This window comes from Clostridium sp. M62/1 (assembly GCF_020736365.1).
GTDB lineage: Bacteria > Bacillota > Clostridia > Lachnospirales > Lachnospiraceae > Otoolea > Otoolea saccharolyticum_A.
Genome location: NZ_CP085988.1, coordinates 779484 through 797373, shown reverse-complemented (window position 1 = coordinate 797373; position 17890 = coordinate 779484). Strand labels below are relative to the sequence as shown.

The 17890-nt window shown below is 49.5% G+C and carries 12 protein-coding genes; 1 reads left to right on the top strand and 11 read right to left on the bottom strand.

Annotated elements, in window-relative coordinates; genetic code table 11:
* Positions 1-20: 20 nt before the first annotated feature.
* Positions 21-959: an AEC family transporter gene (locus tag LK436_RS04200; protein WP_008396434.1), complete on the bottom strand. Its 939-nt coding sequence runs from the start codon at positions 957-959 to the stop codon at positions 21-23.
* A 432-nt stretch (positions 960-1391) separates the two neighbouring features.
* On the opposite strand from LK436_RS04200, the gene LK436_RS04195 reads away from it, so the two are divergent.
* Positions 1392-2159 carry a hypothetical protein gene (locus LK436_RS04195; RefSeq protein WP_008396436.1) on the top strand — a complete coding sequence of 256 codons (768 nt, stop codon included), beginning with the start codon at positions 1392-1394 and terminating at the stop codon, positions 2157-2159.
* 140 nt (positions 2160-2299) lie between these two features.
* Here the strand turns inward: LK436_RS04195 and LK436_RS04190 are convergent, their stop codons facing one another.
* From LK436_RS04190 to LK436_RS04145, 10 genes are all read right to left on the bottom strand, one after another.
* Positions 2300-4168, bottom strand: coding sequence for a hypothetical protein (locus tag LK436_RS04190; protein ID WP_008396437.1), 1869 nt, complete (start codon positions 4166-4168; stop codon positions 2300-2302).
* 81 nt (positions 4169-4249) lie between these two features.
* A complete protein-coding gene (srtB, locus tag LK436_RS04185) occupies positions 4250-5029 on the bottom strand; it encodes a class B sortase (RefSeq protein WP_049931977.1) in 780 nt (259 codons plus the stop codon).
* A gap of 168 nt (positions 5030-5197) precedes the next feature.
* On the bottom strand, positions 5198-6955 hold the full coding sequence (locus LK436_RS04180) for a BsaA family SipW-dependent biofilm matrix protein (RefSeq protein WP_008396439.1): 1758 nt from the start codon (positions 6953-6955) through the stop codon (positions 5198-5200).
* 125 nt (positions 6956-7080) lie between these two features.
* A complete protein-coding gene (locus tag LK436_RS04175; RefSeq protein ID WP_008396440.1) occupies positions 7081-7929 on the bottom strand; it encodes a BsaA family SipW-dependent biofilm matrix protein in 849 nt (282 codons plus the stop codon).
* A gap of 60 nt (positions 7930-7989) precedes the next feature.
* Positions 7990-8499, bottom strand: coding sequence for a signal peptidase I (locus LK436_RS04170; protein WP_008396441.1), 510 nt, complete (start codon positions 8497-8499; stop codon positions 7990-7992).
* A 29-nt stretch (positions 8500-8528) separates the two neighbouring features.
* A complete protein-coding gene (locus tag LK436_RS04165) occupies positions 8529-9365 on the bottom strand; it encodes a BsaA family SipW-dependent biofilm matrix protein (protein WP_008396442.1) in 837 nt (278 codons plus the stop codon).
* A 44-nt stretch (positions 9366-9409) separates the two neighbouring features.
* Positions 9410-10315 carry a BsaA family SipW-dependent biofilm matrix protein gene (locus LK436_RS04160; protein ID WP_008396443.1) on the bottom strand — a complete coding sequence of 302 codons (906 nt, stop codon included), beginning with the start codon at positions 10313-10315 and terminating at the stop codon, positions 9410-9412.
* Between the two features lie 66 nt (positions 10316-10381).
* The gene (locus LK436_RS04155) at positions 10382-11038 is read right to left on the bottom strand and encodes a TasA family protein (RefSeq protein ID WP_008396444.1); all 657 of its coding nucleotides are present in this window, start codon (positions 11036-11038) and stop codon (positions 10382-10384) included.
* A gap of 2 nt (positions 11039-11040) precedes the next feature.
* The gene (locus LK436_RS04150; protein WP_044930726.1) at positions 11041-11760 is read right to left on the bottom strand and encodes a hypothetical protein; all 720 of its coding nucleotides are present in this window, start codon (positions 11758-11760) and stop codon (positions 11041-11043) included.
* Positions 11753-17890, bottom strand: a complete 6138-nt coding sequence (locus tag LK436_RS04145) for a vWA domain-containing protein (RefSeq protein ID WP_227910170.1) — start codon at positions 17888-17890, stop codon at positions 11753-11755. The genes LK436_RS04150 and LK436_RS04145 overlap by 8 nt, the downstream gene beginning before the upstream one ends.

The following is a 17890-nucleotide window of genomic DNA, read 5'->3' as shown; positions in this document are numbered from 1 at the left end:
GCCCAGAATCTTCTCTTTCCCTAAATCATGCCCATGGTCTTAAAAAACAGTACCCACAGGAAAATGGTTACAATAGACACCGCTGTGCTGATAACCACGAACTGTCCCGCCAGCTCCCCGTCGCCGCCCATATTCTGGGCCATGGAGTAGGAAGCCGTCGCCACAGGAGTCGCATACATTGTAAAAAGCACGAAGCGTTCCAGATTTCCAAAGCCCATGGCTGTCGCCAGAGCTGTGATCACTGCCGGAAGAAACACCATTTTCACTGTCAGAGACGGTACCAGATATTTCAGGTTTCCTCTTACCGCGGAGAAGTGAAGGGTGCCTCCCAGAACGAAAAGCGCCAGCGGCGTTGTGAGATCGGCAAACTGTGCAGCCGTTTCGTCAATGCAGGCCGGGAGTTTAATCTGAAGCATGAAAAAAATAAATCCCACAAGCGCTCCTAAAATCAGAGGGTTCGTGCATACATTTTTTACGAGGACACGGATATCTGACTTGCCTCCGTGAAACAGCTCCAGGATAATCACTGCCGTTACATTGTAGATGGGAATGACGATGGCCACCATCATAGAAGCCAGGACAGAGCCTGTTTCTCCGAACAGGCTTGTGGTCAGGGGAATCGCAAACAGCACAAAATTGCTGCGGTAGATAGCCTGAATCACGACGCCTCTCTGGGGATTTCCCTTCACAAATTTCGGCACCAGAAAGACTAAGATGAGCTCCAGAAGGAGCACGCTCCCGACGCCCACAGCCACCAGACGTCCGTCCAGCGTAAAGCCCGGTTCTACCTTATACAGATTATTAAACATCAGAATCGGGAAAAACGCCCTGAAAATCAGCTTATTCAGCTTGTTCATAAAGGCCTCGTCCACCAGTCCGCTCATTCGGACTCCATATCCAAAGGATATATAAATCAGAAACGGCATAACTGCGTTGACGGCCACAAGAAAGCTCTCCATAATACCTGTTCCTCTCCTCTGCCAGAATTTTCAAGCGGCAGCCGCAGGTTCCAAAGCACCTGAAAAGCCTTGCGCCTTACCCTGCAGCACCTTACCAAAATAGAGCATTATGCACTCTATTATAAGAGTTCGCAGAAGGTTATTCAACCAAAAGCAGCCATAATTTTTAATTTGAAACGATTATATACCAGGACAGCAAAACAGCGGACAGGGCCCATTGCAGGAAGCCTGTCTCTGTGTTATACTGTCCTTACGAAAGCATACATTCCCCATATCGGGCCTTTTCCACAGGCCCAGGCGTTATTTTCATTTCTCTCAGAACATCAGAAAATCTATGCTTTTCCCACTATCATACAAGAGCAGAAGGTTTTCTGGCTTCAGCAGATGCACATGCTTCTGAGCGCTTAAAGGCCTTCTGCGAAAGGAGGTTCTATGAGTGAACAGGAAATGAAACAAAAGAAGGCAGGAAGGGGCAGTCTCGCTCCCGTCCGGCCCAGGCGCGATTACAAGGATACCCTGTTTCGCATGCTTTTCAATGACAGGGAAGCTCTGCTCTCCCTCTACAATGCAGTAGGAAATACGGACTACCGGGATCCCTCCCTGCTCCAGATCGTTACCCTGGAAAATGCCGTCTACATGAATGTGAAAAACGATCTGGCATTTCTCCTGGGCTTTGAGCTGAATCTCTATGAGCATCAGTCCACCTGGAATCCGAACATGCCTCTTCGGGATCTGTTCTATGCTGCCAGAGAGTATGAGATGCTGATTCGGGATCAGTCCCTCTATTCCTCCCGACTGATAAAACTGCCTGTTCCCAGGTTTATCGTTTTCTACAACGGCAGAGAGAAGCAGGAGGAGCGGTGCGTCTTAAAGCTCTCCGACGCCTTTGAAACGCCTGTGGAAGAATGTATCCATGAGGGGATCCTCAGAGATTTTTTATTGAAATATCGGGCGGAGGTGACCAATGTGAGCATTTTTGAGTACAACGAGGAGCGGGAAAAAGAATTGCTGAGGAAGGCCGAGTATGAATTCGGCAAAAAAGAGGGGATGGAACAGGGAATGGAGCAGGGGATCTGTGCCCTGATTCAGACCTGCCGGGAGCTGGGGGCCTCCAGGGAGACCGTTTCATCCGCCCTCATCAGGCGGTTTTCCATTTCCTGCGAGGAGGCTGAAGGGTATCTGGAGAGGTTCTGGGAATAACAGGAAACCGTTTTTAAAAGGGAACTTTCCAGAAGCCGCCATTTTGCAGCGGCGGCCATACGGACAGGGAGCACTGAAGGAGTATCTCACTGATCATTTTTCGGCGCTCCCCAAGCGTTTTGGCTCCGTCTTATGTAAAATCATTTCCCAGTATGATCCTGGAGATCCCTGCCGGCAAACAGATACAGGATTTTCGAGCCTGCCCTCCTGATTTTAGAGCCCGCCCAAACCGCCGATGACCTCAATAGATGGAAGAAGTCAAAGGAAGGATCAAATAAGTATCTCAGACTAAAATATAATAAAATAAAAACCGCCTCTGTAACACAGACATAAATACAGAGAACCGCATCGGAGGCGGCACAGAGCACAGTTTTTGCCGACAGCAGCACTATGCTTAAAATTGTATATACAAGAATCTTTCCATGGCCTGAAACGCATAATTTCATCGTGCAAAACAGTATGGATATTTCTAGCAGCCACAAAAAACCGTCTCTTTTAAGCAATACAGTCATCATCGTTAAGAAGAAAATTCCCAATAAAAAAGATATATTCCACACATCAGACAGCTTTCCTTCCTCTCTCATAGGAAATAGAATATCTGTACTTACTGTGCATTCCCGATGTTGAGACATCTTTTCAATCAACGTATTGCAGTAAGATTTTGTGATTCGCTCCCCGCCCCTCTTTTGTGTGAAAGCTTCATGTGCCCAGGGAAGGACAGCAGAGAATTCTCCCAGACACATGTAGGAAAGAAATAAAAGAAAAAGGAGAATATTCATATTTGTGCTGCCTGCCGCCTCTGCCTTTCGATTCCAGAAATCCGGACAGGACGCCCAAAGGCCTGAGAAAAATCTGACCGGATAGCCGAAGCTTACCAAAAAGAACACCATTCGGTCCCATTTCTTCGTTCTTCCCGCCTCATACATAACAGAAATCACCAGAATCACCGACATACTCACCGCCAGCGGAACGGCAATCTCTCCGCCAAACTGAATAACTATAAACCCTGCGGCAATTATCCTGGTGAAAACGATAAAAAAAGCCGCTAGTCCTGCTCTCCTTTCCCCAAGACAGTGAACCGGCAGGCGCCCCTTCTCCCCTTTCCTGATATCGCCGATTCCTCTCACATCATTCCAGAGATACCTGGCCTGATAGACAAGAAACTCAATTACAAAAAAAGAAAGGAAAAAAGGATTCCACATCTGCCAGGTCATATGAGCGTCATAAAACAAAAAAATACCTGTTGCAAAGCCGATGCCGATGATAAAGGATTTCTGAAAATCCTTCTTTTTCGGATAAAGATAATACAGAAAAATTTGTATTTTGTCTTTTAATTGTAACTTTGTCTCTCCCCCCAGTACCCTTTTTCTCCTTCTCTCCCGCGACACGCGCGCTGCCCAGCAAAACATCTTCTGCGCTTTGACAGACATGATGACAAATGCACCGCAGTCAAGGACAGCTATGGCTCCTAAAACAAATATAACTGCTTTATCCACCGTGTCATGAGGCTTAATACTGATATACTGGACATACTGGATCACCAGGCAAAAAGAAATCGCACATACCGTCGCTATCGCATAGGACAGATAATGAAAAATACTGTACCCATTCTTCAGATGAAGGGGATTTCTGGTTGTTATGGGAGAAGAGAAGCTCATCCAGTGCACCATATCATTCCGATTTATACAATATAGTCTGTCCTCCAAATCCCTGATATAATGAAACCGAAGTACATTTCTCATTCCCAGCGCGGTAATATAGGACAGTGTCAGGATCAGTACAAGCGAACTCAGGTAAAATAAATAATGACGCATCTGCGCCATCGAGGCATCTATCTCTTTCAAATATGAAGACACACCAAAAATAACGCTCAAAACTGTCCCGGCAGTAGAGATCACCTGGACAATCTGGTTCTGAGCGCTCCTCTCATCCTCCCGGCATTCACTGAGCTCCATCCGAAGCTCCTCTGCAGTTTCTTCCGAAACAGTCCCTTCCTTTTTGACTTCCAAAATTTCCCGCCCCCTATTTTGATATCGCTGTTACCATGCCACTGTAACATATCCTTCTGGTATGGCAGTCCCCGGCAGAATTTAGTGCCCGGCTTCTTCTGTCATCCTGATCTCCTCCGTCACCTTCGCCTGCACCACCCACCGGTGGGTGTAGCCGTTCCCCGTACAGGTGACCAGTGTCACCAGGTGATCGTCCGCCCCGGCCTCAGTCCCCGTATCATAGTAGGCCCTGGACTTCATCCGGCTGATGAATGCCAGCTTCTCCTCCTCCATCTCAAAACGGGTGGGGAAATTTTCCTCTGCCGCCTCCTCCTGATGGCTTGACAGAACCGTGCAGCGCAGGATTCTTCCCGGCAGATACAAGTCAATCTCCGGGTGGCTCTTATAGAACTCCTCATCGGCATAATGGCTCAGGATTCCGAACATGGAGCCGTTTCTCATGTTGTGTCCATAGAGGATCGTATTGTCATCTGCGAGGGACGGATCGTTCCGGAAGTCCATGAAAACCGTCCCGGCAAAATTGTAGGAACCGTTCAGACTCCGTTTCAGGTAATAGTCATTGTCCGCCGCCTGGGCCACCGGGTAGCTGACAGAGGTGCCCGGAATGTCAATCCAGAGCACCACATTTTCTGAGATCTCCTGCAGGGCCCCGAAATCGATGGTGAGGGGCTCCCAGACTGCCTCTGCACCTTCCCCTTCTTCCCCCGTGTCCGTTCCCTCCTGCCGGGTGACAACGGCCTCCTCCAGCTCCTCATAGGCCTTCCCGGCCGAATAGTAGGAATACCATACTACTCCCAGATACCCCAGCGCTCCGAGAAAAATAAGAAGCGCCAGAATAAATACGACTTTTTTCAGCTTCATCACTCTATCCTCCTGCCTGTCTGATTTGATCAGCTGCAATAACCCCGGGATCAGCAGAAGGCCCTGAATTTCTCAGGGCCTTCCTGTTTCTGAAATCGGTCTTCGTTTCTTTTGCTTTGCTGATTTTCTTGATTGTTCCTGCCTGGTCTTTGCTTTCTCGTTCCTGTCCTAGCTTGGGCTCTCTGTCTCTTTCTTCTTTCTCAGGGAGCTTCCCAGCCACAGCAGGATAATTCCGCTTCCCAGTAAGGTCACCACTGCCGGGATAATCGGTGTCTCGTCACCGGTCTTTGGCAGGACGGCTAACGGTACCGGTTCGTCCAGGATGGTCTCGTCGGTAAGCGGTGGGGAAAGAGGCGTCTCATTGTCAGCGATGTCAATCCGTCTTCCGCCTCCGCCTCCGCTGCTTCCTCCGCCGTGGCTTCCGCCTCCGCCGCCATTGTCTCCATTTCCGCCTTCGGTCTTAACCTCTGTGACCATAAACTGCCAGTCGATCTTGGAAAGTACCCCTGCGTAGTGGTTGACCAGGCTGCTCTCTCCTTCTCCCGGAGTAAGGCTTGGATCTTCTTCCAGTACCAGATTCGGATCCAGAGTAAGCTCTACCCGGATATAACCGTTTTCCCCTGCATCGTAGTTTCCGATGTACACCGCACGCATTCCGTCGGCTCCGTCGGCGTTTCCTTCGTCTGTCAGGAAGGTGGAACCCATGGCAGTTCCCTCATAGAGCTTTGTCTCGTTCTCCATGTCCGGCGTCTTATACCACACGGTCATGGAAATCTTCTCGAGAAGTTCATCTTTGATGGCTTCCTGCTCTCTCGGGAGGGCCCTCATATAGAGGTTCCACTCTTTATTGCTGGCGTTTTCAATGTTTAACAGATCCTTGTACACACCGCCGGGAACCATGTCGGTAAAGCTCATGAACCAGTTGCCTTCCTCCACATTTCCGTTTCCGTCCCGGTAGGGCACATAGGTCATGGTTCCGTTGGTCTCGTCGAATTTCAGCGTCTTAACTTCCGCTGAGTGGTCGAAGACCGCCTCATCCGCCAGCTTTACCAGGTAATCCAGAGTCTGGCTGTCTGCATCCGTACCAGGATCTTCTTCTGCGTTTCCTGATCCGAAGATCTCCTCCACCGCTGCCTGGGTGGCCTGCACGGTGGTGGCGTTGATGGTCATCGTATAGCGGGCATTCTCATAGCCAGGAACCTCTCCCACCGTGTCGATGGTGATCTGTTTTACATTGCCCTTCTCATCCCTGGTGTAGACGGTGTCCTTTCCCGTCACACTTCTCGGGATGTCCGGGTTCATGGTCACGCTGTCCAGAAACTGCGGAGATTTCGCCCCTGCCTCGATGGTCCCCATGTAGTAGAGGGTGAAAGTTCCCTCCTCCCCCTGAGGCTCCTCGTTCATCAGCAGCCACTTTCCCTCTGCCTGGCCAAGGGTTTCTGCTTCCTCAAGGCCCCAGCGGTTTCCCGGCTCTCCGTCCGCATCGGCGGAGGATGCCAGAAGAACTACATTTTCCCTGCTGAATTCAGGAACTGCTGCATATTCCCTGCCATTTCCGGTGTCAAACGTCAGAGGAAAGGATTCTCCTGCCAGTGGTTTTACTGGTACCTCCTCTGTTGCGTTTCCGTCACTGGCGAGCACAGTAGCCATTACATCCTCTGTCCGCACCCAGCTCTGACTGATTACAACCTTTGCCATGGCGTCCACTGTCCCGTCGTTGGCAACCCACACCGCTTTCTGTGTGGTGGTTCCCGGCTGCCAGTTGTCTGGAGATTCAAAGGTTTCGTCCAGAGAAGTATGATAGTCCCCGGTCATAAACTCATTTCCGGCTTTCAGTTCCTGAGTCCAGCTTGCCCATGTTGCGCCAATGGCAGCCACTGATGCGAGCGCTGCCAGGCCTAATACTGCATGTTTGCCTTTCCTCATATCGTTCTGTCTCCTGTCTTTTACCCCTCCCCGGAAGCCGACAGGCGTCAGACGTCCGCCGGCTTCCGGGGAGGAGCGGGATTCATTCCTTTCCGGAATGATCAGCTATTTACTCATAATTGGCATTAATTGGCGTTGCTTGAAGTAGCCTCCAGGTATGCGTCGGCAATATCATCAGCATTTGCGGAAAGGAAACCATCCACATCTACGCCCTCATACTGGGAGAAGATCTCGCGGATTGCATCGCCTGTAGCCTGAACGGTGTTTACATGGATGTCCATGGTATACTGGGCGTCCTCATAGTTCACTTCCATCCATCCTTTTTCTTCCACCTGCTGCTCTCCGTTTTCGTCATAAAAATAATTCTTCTCTGATACCCATGATTCGATTTTGGAGTTTAATGTCACGGAATTCAGAAGTTCCGGTGTTTCCTCCCCAGCTGGAACGATGCCGTTGTAAACGAAGATCAGCTTGGAATAGTCATCGCTCACATCCACTAAAACCCACTTATCTTTCGCCTCGCTGTCCCCTAAACTGCTGACAGAGGCAGTGATTCCCATCTCCCTGGCTTCCTCCGCCACAGAGTCAATGGCTGTAATATCATGCATTGCTGTATTCTCGCCCCAGTTGATGACAGCTGCATTTTCGTATCCCCGAGTTATTGGAGAAGGATCCGGAGCTGCGAACCGAATCGGAAGGCTCTCCCCCTCCCGGTTCCACTCCTGCGTAATCTCTGCTACAAGGGCCATATCTACGTCGCCGCTGTTGGTAACCTTTACATTCTTTTCTGTGGTCACGCCAGGAAGCCACTCGCCCACTGCCGGAGGTGTAAACTGCTCCACAATATCAGAATCAAATTTTCCTGTCTCAAACTCATTGGTCGCTGTCAAATCCTGGCTCCAGTATGCCCAGGTTCCGCCAATCACTGCCACTGCTGCGATTCCCGCAAGGCCTAACGCCGCTTTCTTTTTCATCTCGATCTACCTCTCTTTTTTGCAATGTATCTGCCGGCCGGCTTATCAGCCGGTATTGATTCACTCTTGTGCAGATGGTTCTTTTTTCTTCTTTTCCTTATCCGGGAAAATCATGTCAAGAACAATATTTATAATGATGATTGCCGCCATCACGGCGATTGTTGTTATGTTTTTGCTGTAATTTACAAAATATCCTGCATAGGGTATGTTTATCTTCCATACCTTACCGAGTACATCGCTGTATTCAACGGGATTTGGATCCTCGGAAAGGTTCGCATCTCCTTTGGTTGTAAAGGTCTGGGAAAGCTCACTCTTTTCTGTTACCCGGTGAGTTACCATGCCATCCTCTCCTGCCCGGAAAGTGATAGCATCGCCGACATTAATATCTGCGAATTCCGCTTCTTTATAATAGATCACACTTCCAACATGAAAGGTAGGCTCCATACTGCCGCTGAGAACGACGACGGGATGGTATCCCGCCAGCATCGGAGCTGCGATCAGAAGATAGCAGGCGATGCAGGCGTATACCGCCCAGGACAGGATAGTAAATAGTCCTTTGATTAGCCGCATGAATTGTGTCCTCTTATCAAGCAGTCATTTTATTCTGCCTCAGCCCAGGCAACCAGATACTGAAGGCTGTCCTCTCCCCACTCTGCAATAACTGCATCTTCTGTCGGCTGAACCATCTCAACAGTAATTGTCAGCTCATATTCAGCATCTGCATATCCTGCAGCATTTTCATCAAGTGCAACCTCTTTCTTAACATGGAAGGAATCTCCCGCCTTCTTGGCAGCCTCCGCTGCAGCCAGCATGTCTGAGTCCTTCTCTCCACCAGGAGCTACTGTCCACTCAGTGTCTCCATCTGGCAGAGAATCTTTTCCCTCTGTCGTGCAGTACTGATACGTTGTCGTATACTTACCAAGGTCAACATTTTCAGCCAAGGTTACAGATTCAAGAAGAGCCTCGGTACTGGTTCCAGGGGCTAACTGGCCATTGTAATACCAGTATCCATCTCCTCCCTGAGTCCACATATTATTGTTAGCAAAGTTTTTACGCACTACTGTCTGATCACCTACAGTATCTCCATCTTCTGCATCCACCTGATCCACTACTAAAAATGCTTCTCCATCTGCACTGGTAATATTGGGAAGTGTCCCTGCCATTTCATTTCTGGACCAAGTTTCTGCCATCTTTACACGAACTAATAATGGCTGATCTCCTGTATTCTGAGCGATAACTTCCTTGTCTACAGTTGCACCTGGCTGCCAGTCACCGCCGTCGCTGGGGTTGAAGTGCTCGATTACGCTTCCGCCGTATTTTCCAGTATCAAATGGGTTCGTAATCTCTGCTGTCTGATTGAAATATGCCCATGTTCCTCCCACTGCTGCAAGCGCTACTAAGCCACCTAATGCCGTCACTTTTTTGTTCATTTTCATAGCTATTTCCTCCTAATAATTAATAGAAAATTATAAAATCAGTTCTACTGATTTTTTACTACATCTTCCTGGAATTCCCAAAGCCAGCCGCTTTCTTTTGCGTGGAACAGTACGTCTTCGCCAAACAGATCTCTGACCGCTTCCTCTGTGGGCTGAACTGACTGTGCTGTAATAATCAGGTTATAATCTGCATCAGAGTATCCCGGAGCCTCAGCACTGACTACAATTTCTGTTTTCAGATGATAAGCCGTTTCTCCGTTTTCTTTCAAAAACTCCACAAGCTCTCTTTCTGACATCTGTTTTCCATCTGCATTTAAAGGAAACTCCTTCCAATCGCTTTCTATAAGGTCATTTCCCGGTTTGGTAGAATATTTTTTAACAAACAGCATCTCTCCCAAATCAATATCCTTATCCAAGGTCACAGATTCCAAGAGCGCATTTGTAGTCGTTCCCGGCGTCAGTGTCTTTTCGTAATAGTAATATCCTTTATAGTAGGCCCAGTCGTCACCTGCATCTGTCTGCAGCTCCTTCCAGACGACCGAATCATCCCTGTCGTTGCCGGCCGCCCCGTCCGTATTATCGGACTGAAACACGCTTTCAATCTTATTGTCCGCTTCCGGATTATTCCCCAGTATCTCTGGCTCTTCTGAGGAATCAATGGAAAGGAACGGCTCTTCTTCTCCCTTCCGCGTCCAAGTTTCCTGAAGTTTCACCCGCACCAGTGAATCAATCGATCCGGAATTTTTCACGGAATACTGTTTATTTACCGTTACTCCCGGCTGCCAGTTTTCTCCTTCTTCTGGATTAAAGATCTCCACAACCTCTGTGTCGAACTTTCCCACATTTAAAACATTTACTGCTTCCAGATTCTGATTGAAATATGCCAGGGAGCCGCCGACTGCAAACACTGCTGCGATACCTGCTAATGCAGCGATATGTTTCTTCCTCATTTTCTGTCTCCTCCTGTCCTGCTTCCCTGATATTCAGGAAAGGTTTTCCAACGATTTTTCCGTGTTCTATGATTCTGGAAGCAGTTTTGCCCAGTCTAACAATCCGCCTGCATCTGTCTGAATTAAATCCCAGTCTGCAACTTCGATGGCCAGCTCATCTGCCGGAACTGCCTCCGCATGAAAATCAACTATGAATTTGCAGCCGCTGTAATCTGCTGCATGCTCATCGTTGGAAACCTCTGGACTTAAGGTCAGATGATCCAGAAAATTTGAAGTCGTGTTCTGAACGCCTTCCTCCTTGCCGGGAAGAATGTGCTTATAATAGTAGTAATCCTCTATCTGCACCCAGTCGTCATCCCATCCATCCGGAAGATACAGAGTGACATAATCATCCTCCTCAGGTTGTAAACCCCCGAAAATATACGCCCCTCCCAAATCATCTTTTCTGTTCCCGTTCTGATCGATCCAATAGGTATCCATCTTAAGCCGGAGCACTAAATCTGTGCTTCCCTGGTTGACAAAATATGGCTCCTTCTCTACGGTTTCTCCCGGCAGAACCGTCTCTGCCGGGTTATAATTCTCAATCATGTCAATGGCGCTGTTGCTTGTATGAAACGGGTTGGCAATATCATTTCTGTCGGAAAAATACGCCCACGTCGCGCTGATTCCCACCGCCAGGACACCGCCGGCCAGGATGATACCTAATTGCTTATAATACTTCATAATTAGTTACCTCCTTCCTCTGTCCAGTCAATATAGGCGTTTAACCGATCTTCCTGCCATGTCTCGCTGTTCATCTCTTCTTGTTTGTCTGCCGTCTCATATGGAACAAAACCTTCCCCAAACAGCTCCTCAGCCGCATCCATACTTACCTTCAGCTCATCGCTGGCCTGTACGGCCTCTGTCTGAAAATACAGTTCGTAGCCGGCATTCTGATAATCTGTCAGGTTTTCATCGATTGTACCTGTTAATTTGGAGAAATCTACACTCTTTAAAACAGGTTCCGTTGTCCCTCCGGCAGGGAGAATCTTTGTATAGTAGTACCAGCCGTCGATATAAACCCAGTCTGACCCGCTCAGAAATCCCTCCGGACTATTCTGCTTGGTCACAACAGGAATCTGGCCCTCTTCATCATAATTGTTCAGAAGTTCCTCTGTCCCGCCGCCTGCATCCAGCTTCCAGCTTTCTGCATAGGAAACTCTCAAAAATATGTCCGCCGTGCCATTGTTGGTAAATTTCACCTCTTTGGGTTTGTCTCCACCTGTCAGATCCCCGTCTAAGTTTTCGTTCACGCTGACCTCAACAGTAGGAGTGGCAATCTCATTTCGCATATTTACCTGATGGCGAATGACAGCGGCCGTGCCTCCAATCCCTGCGGTGAGGGCTGCCAGGAGGGCGATTCCTGTCAGCTTCACCATATTCTTTTTTGCTCTGCTTTTATACAAGTGGCTCACCCTCCTCTGTCTCAATTTCTACCTTCTTTTTAGCCGCCTCCGCTCTCGGAAGCTCACTGGCAGCCTGCTGCGCTGCTGAGCCGTTGCTGAACGGTTCCTCAGGGTCTCCGGTTGTCGTATTCTTTACGTCCGCCGTACTGTGGAAATATCCCTTGTGTCCCAGAATATTCTCTACGGTCACTTCCAGTTTGTCTGCCAGATGAACGGTAAAGTACACAGCCTCCCCGTCCTCTGTCACGGAGACTTCCTCAGACTGCCCGTCTGCATTCTTCGTCACAGTGATCCCGCGCAGGCTGTATTCCATAGGAACAACCTCTGAAATTCTGAATGTTCCTTCGCCCTCTGTCCTGATTTCCGGCGATCTCTCACCGTTTGCAAGGGCTACGGAGGAGTAGGGAACCCACTCTCCCTCTTCCGTCTGCTTTTCAATATAAATGATAAACTTCTGGTCTGGATCTGCTCCCTCTGCCGGATTTCCATCCTCATCCACAATTAATTTCTTAACTGTGAAGCTGCCTTCCTCGGGAACCTGGAGAACCGGATGCCTGTATTCCAGATCCGGCTGCGGGTATCCGTCGTAGGAGTAGGAAAGCGTTGCCTCCTCGTTGGACGGGAAGCCAGGCTTTCCAGAGCTGTGGCTTCCGGTATCTTCCTCTCCGGTTGTCTCCGTATCGGAGAGCAGCCCATCATCACCCAACTCGTAGTAGCCTCCGTTTGCTGCAAACTGCTCTTCCGCATACTGGCTCGGCTTTACCTTAAACCGGATTCCGTAGGTCACACCATCTTCCAGCGCATAGCCGGGCTTAAACGTAACAGTTATCTCATTCCCATTTATGCTTATGCTTTCTACTGCCTCCGCAGATTCTCTCTCACTCATTGGACTGCCATCTTTTAAGATTTCAACCTCGCCTTCTGTGGAAACCATGTCCGCATATTCGCTGAGAGTATCTTTGATTACCACGCTGCTGATTCCTGCCGGAGGAGTGCTTGTACTGATAATCTCGTCCTTTATCTGAGTAAACGCATCTCTTATCAGCTGGGCAGACGTTCCTTTAAATGTCGCAGGGGCGTACATTCCGTTACTTAATGCCGTAGAACGTATACCTTCCATCAGGTTAGTTGACGCGTCAGAGGAAACTCCTATTGTGTAGATGCTGGCTCCCGGGACAGCATGATTTCTAACAGCATTGTAAGACCAATCCTCTGGTTCGGTAGGCTCTCCGTCTGTCATGAAAATCAGATATTTCTTTACATTACTCTGATTCCGGTGGGCCGGCGATCCTGTTTTCAGCATATCCAGCGCATCCGCCAGCGCCTGTGATGGCTCCGTAGAACTGCTCGTCCTCGCAATCTTCAGTCCGCTGAGTACCTGCTGTTCCTCTCTGCTCCAATCCAGAACACGAGTGCTGCTGCCGCTGAACTGATACCCGGCAATCTGAATATCATACTGCTGGGAACACAGATCCGGAATTATCTCTTCCAGAGCGTCGTTCACTATATCCTTCCTGCTCTCCGTTTCATCATCCCACCATTTAATCTCATTGCCGTCTATATCGTAATCCATACTGAGCGACTTATCGATCACAAACACAAGATCCACCGGATACTTCGTGGTTACTGTAGCCGGATTGCCCTCAATTCCCGTCACATCCAGCGTCAGGGAATAGGTGCCGTCATCATTGGGTTCGATGCGCTTATTGTACTCATCCGGCAGTACCGGTTCTGGAATCTGGAGCACCGGATGCGGATATTCAAACCTCCCCGTCCCTCCGTCATAGGTATACTGAAGCGTCGCCTTTTTATTGGCCGGGAATCCGGGCTTTCCGGAGCTGGTCTGGGAATCTTCTGGTACAGATGGATCGTCTGTCTTTTCATCACCCTTATACTGATTTTCTTCTGATGGTTCTTCTCCGTCAGCTAAAATGTAGCCTCCATCTTCATTCCGGTAGTACCCGCCGTCCTTCTCGAATTTGTTATAGGCCTCTTCTGAAGGCTTCACATCAAAGGATATGCTGTAGGTCGCATCCTTCTCCAATTCATAATCTGCTCTGAACTGAACGGTAACGGTTCTGGTCGCCTGATCATAGGTTGCCGTATAGTCGCTGGCTGACAGCTGGACACCGTTGCTGCAGCTGACTGTTATACTGCCCGGATTTACCATGTCGGCGTATTCGCTGAGCGTATCTGTGATTACCACATTGGCAGCTCCCGGAACTGTCGTTCCGGCGCTTCCTGAAATCTCAGCCGCCATCTGGGAAAAGGCAGCGTTCAGCTCATCCGCGCTGTTTCCGACAAATTTCTGTGCCGTAACGCCATCTACAGAATTGGCATTGCTGACCATAGATTCCATAAAACCGTGGGAATCACTGTTAGCTACCTGAATCGCATAAAAGGTAGTGCCCGAATCCAGATTTTTAATTGCAGAGTAACAATTTTCTGCCTCTTTCTCGCTGAAACTATAACTATTTTGTCCAGGTTCTCCGTCTGTCAGGAAAATCAGGTATCTCTTCCCGTTTTCGCCAAGTTCAACATTTTCTAATGCGCTAATGGCTGAGCGCAGAGTTTGGGAGGGGTATGTACTTCCATCCGTTTCCCGGGATGTAAGCTTTAAATGGCTGAGCGCATTTGAAGTATCAGTTTCCCAATATTCAGTCTCCCATCCCTGATCGTTAAAGTTGACTCTTTCTCCGCTATCGCTGAACTTGTATCCGCCAAACTGAATATTGTAGTCTCCGTCAGAAAGCTGATTGAAAAACAGCTCGAGTGCCGAATTCACTACTTCTCTTCTCGCATCACTATTTCCGCTTCCAAAACTCTGATCCATACTTCCCGACTTGTCGATCACAAACATAACTGCTGTCGGTGTCGGATCCTTCTGTCCGGTTGTCACAGAGCCTACATCAGACTTTACATCCAGCGTCAGAGTATAAGTACCGTTTCCATTATCCTTAATATATTTTCTATACTCAGGATGATTGGTGGCCGGAGCCGGGATAACCGGGTGCGGGAATCTTACCTTTGTCGTTCCATCCTCACCGAAGGAGAAGTAGGCGTCTTCATTGGTTAGCACTCCCCTCTGGCCGGAGCTCAGATTTTCGTTTTCTCTGTAATCTGTATTTTCATCTCCCTCTATTTTATCTGCTGCAGTAATCTCCACTCCTGCTTTTAACTTGATGTCAAAGGACAGCTCATAGACGGTGCCTGACTGGAGTTGTCTGTCTTCACCGAACCTCAGCTCAATCTTGCCGTTTTGCTCATCAAATATAATATCCTCGTAGTCTGTCCCTTCCTGAAGGAGGCCTCCATCGACAAGCTCTCCCCTATTGTTTCTCGTAAACTTTCTGACCTGTACATTCGATGCACTTTCATCTCCCGCAAAGGTTACAAACTGGCTCAGAGTATCGGAAATTGTTACGTTCTTCATTTTCAGGTTATTCAGAATACTCTGGAAAGCGGTCGTCAGTTCGGAACTTTCTGCCTCCACCTCGATTGTTGTGGCGCTTGCCGTTGGGGCTATATACTTGCCGTCCCGATCTGTCGTCCAGTCGAGTCCCTCGGCAATTGTGTACAGGTACTGTTCTGGAGCGTAGCGGTCGTAGTCGTTGTCCTCCAGCTCTGGAATGCCAAAGCCCACACAGTAAGTGATCCCCTGCAGCGCCTCCATCTCCTCATGGAACCTGCCTGCAGCGAAAATAGTGCCGTCGCCTGTATCTGTGTCAATACTGCCGCCATCACCCTCGCGGTTATCATAGTTACCTATCATGGGCAACCATCCTGTCTCCAGTCCATTGAACTCATCTACATCTGAATAATAGTATGTCGGCTTTCCATCGCTGAGGAAAATCACAACCGGTATATTGCTGCTGTTTCCGCGTTCTTTAAGCACTTCCACGGCCTGATATAAACCGGCCTCATAGTTCGTACCGCCGTTTGCCTGAAGATCCCCTATCGCCTTTTTGATTGTCTGCTGACCGCTTCCATTCCGGCCATACTCTGTCCATCCCAGCTCTGTGGAGGCATCCGTTGAATATGTCACGATAGAGAAACGGCTGTTCGGAGACTGTTCAAACAGCTCATCGATAAAGCCTTCTTTTCCTTCTGTTGACGGCCTCCCGTGAGAGCCATAACTTGTCCGATAGTACCCCAGAGTATCTTTCAGCACTTTCAGTCTGCTGTCACTGCTGTCCTCTGAGATTCCGTCATCCATGCTGTTTGACAGGTCGATCACCAGAACAATATCCAGTCCCTGCTGATCGCCGCCGGTAATGCCCAGATGCAGACGGTAGGTTCCATCACCGTTTGCCTCTATCTGTTTGTAGTAGGTATCCTCAGAAGGAACCAGGTCGCTTAACGCCGCTGTCCCGGCCATCACCACCGCCGGTGTCTCCTCTGCAGCCGCTTTCATGCGGAGCAGGCGGGCGATCGGGTTGGCTTTCTTCTCTTTCTTCACCGTAGCGCTTACTGCCGGAAGCATGCTCATTCCAAGATAGGTCGTTCCGTCTTCATCCTCATAGGCCAGATCGGTCTCTTCTATGTAGTCCTCGTAGTCTTCCTCTTCTTCCTCCTCGGCCTCTTCCATCATCTCCTGCCACTCGTCGAAGCTGATGTCATCGCCGAATTCGTCGCTCTCAAACTCTGCGTTTGGATTCGGGCCCATAACAACAGGGACATCATAGCTGGATTTTGACAGCTTCGCTGTGTCAGAGCTTCCGCCCTTGTCGGAGCTTCCTTTATCAGAACTGCTGCCGCTGTTTCCTGTATCGGAGCTTCCCTTGTCAGAAGAGCTGCTGCCGCTGTCTCCCTTATTGGAATCTCCCTTTCCGGAGTCTCCCTTGTCGGAGCTTCCTGTGTTTCCTGAACCTGTGTTTCCTTCACTTCCGGAGCCACTGTTCTTGTCCCCTTCTGTTCCGGAGCCGCTGTTTCCTGTATCAGATCCATGGTCAGAACCGGAATTCTGGCCATCATCGGAATCATCCGGTTTCTGGCTTCCCGCATCGCCGGATCCCTCTGCTTTTCCGCTGTCGGTGTCACCGGAACCGGAACCTGACTGGGAACCATTTCCGTCCTCTGCGCTGTTTCCTGCATCCTGACCGCCGTTCTGGCCGTCATCGGAATCATCCGGCTTATCTGCATCTTCTGCGCCGTCAGAGCTGTCGGAGTTTCCTGCATCCTCGCTTCCCTGACCGGCTCCATCTGTGCTGTCCTCCGAGCCTCCATCTGTGCCTGACTCGGAACCCTGGCCGTCGCTAGAGCCGTCCGGCTTATCTGCGTCTTCTATTTCTTCCATATCCCCGGCGCTGTCGGAGCTTCCTGCGCTGCCGCTTCCGGAGCCGCCTGCGCTTCCTCCGTTCTCACTTCCGTCATCTGCCGGAAGTGTGGCCGGGTTATTGGCTTCTGATTCTTCCTTGCTTTCCTCTTCCTCTGCCTTCTGCTCCTCCCTAAGCTCACTGTAGCTTGGAACCACAATGTCATCTGCCTGGAGGTTTTCAATATTTAATGTGAAGGTTACGCTTCCGTCATCTGCATTGATGTAGAGGAATACTAACTCCTCGTCTCCCGTAAGCGTCCAGCTTCTCTCTGCCGCATCAGAGTCCGTGGCATTGGAATCCGTCGCTTTAGCGGCTCCTGCCTCCTCCTCAAATGCTTTATAGTCTTTCTCATCTACCTGAACAAGAATATAACCATAGGCATTGGGATTGTCCCCCTGGATGCGTCCGCCGTTTCCGTTGTCCGCAAACAGCACAAAGCTTCTTCGGCCCTTAAACAGCTCCTCATATCCCTCGTCCTTTCCCAGGTCATCCTTCTTCACCTGAATCTCAGAGTCAAAATCAAACTCATTTCCCTCCGAGATTGCCCGCGCTGCCTCTGTGGCCAAATCCTCTCCGCTGATTACTTCCTCCGGCATCAGGATTTCCATGGCATCGCTGTCTGTTGCCTTTGCGTCGCTGGGAGTTGCCGCCATAAGAGCGTTGCTGGCAGTGGCAATCTCAGCCGCGAATGCTGCCGAGTTCATGTTCGCCATACACATGCAGAACACAAGCAGCCATGCAACTGCCCGACGGAGGCTTCTCTTCAAAGGCCTGTTACTTTTTCCACGCGATTTTCCTCTTCTGGAATCCAT

What these genes read in the sequence shown, in the direction of transcription:
- LK436_RS04200 (WP_008396434.1), bottom strand. Translation starts at nt 959, where the DNA reads ATGGAGAGCTTTCTTGTGGCCGTCAACGCAGTTATGCCGTTTCTGATT.
- LK436_RS04195 (WP_008396436.1), top strand. Translation starts at nt 1,392, where the DNA reads ATGAGTGAACAGGAAATGAAACAAAAGAAGGCAGGAAGGGGCAGTCTC.
- srtB (WP_049931977.1), bottom strand. Translation starts at nt 5,029, where the DNA reads ATGAAGCTGAAAAAAGTCGTATTTATTCTGGCGCTTCTTATTTTTCTC.
- LK436_RS04180 (WP_008396439.1), bottom strand. Translation starts at nt 6,955, where the DNA reads ATGAGGAAAGGCAAACATGCAGTATTAGGCCTGGCAGCGCTCGCATCA.
- LK436_RS04175 (WP_008396440.1), bottom strand. Translation starts at nt 7,929, where the DNA reads ATGAAAAAGAAAGCGGCGTTAGGCCTTGCGGGAATCGCAGCAGTGGCA.
- LK436_RS04170 (WP_008396441.1), bottom strand. Translation starts at nt 8,499, where the DNA reads ATGCGGCTAATCAAAGGACTATTTACTATCCTGTCCTGGGCGGTATAC.
- LK436_RS04165 (WP_008396442.1), bottom strand. Translation starts at nt 9,365, where the DNA reads ATGAAAATGAACAAAAAAGTGACGGCATTAGGTGGCTTAGTAGCGCTT.
- LK436_RS04160 (WP_008396443.1), bottom strand. Translation starts at nt 10,315, where the DNA reads ATGAGGAAGAAACATATCGCTGCATTAGCAGGTATCGCAGCAGTGTTT.
- LK436_RS04155 (WP_008396444.1), bottom strand. Translation starts at nt 11,038, where the DNA reads ATGAAGTATTATAAGCAATTAGGTATCATCCTGGCCGGCGGTGTCCTG.
- LK436_RS04145 (WP_227910170.1), bottom strand. Translation starts at nt 17,890, where the DNA reads ATGGATTCCAGAAGAGGAAAATCGCGTGGAAAAAGTAACAGGCCTTTG.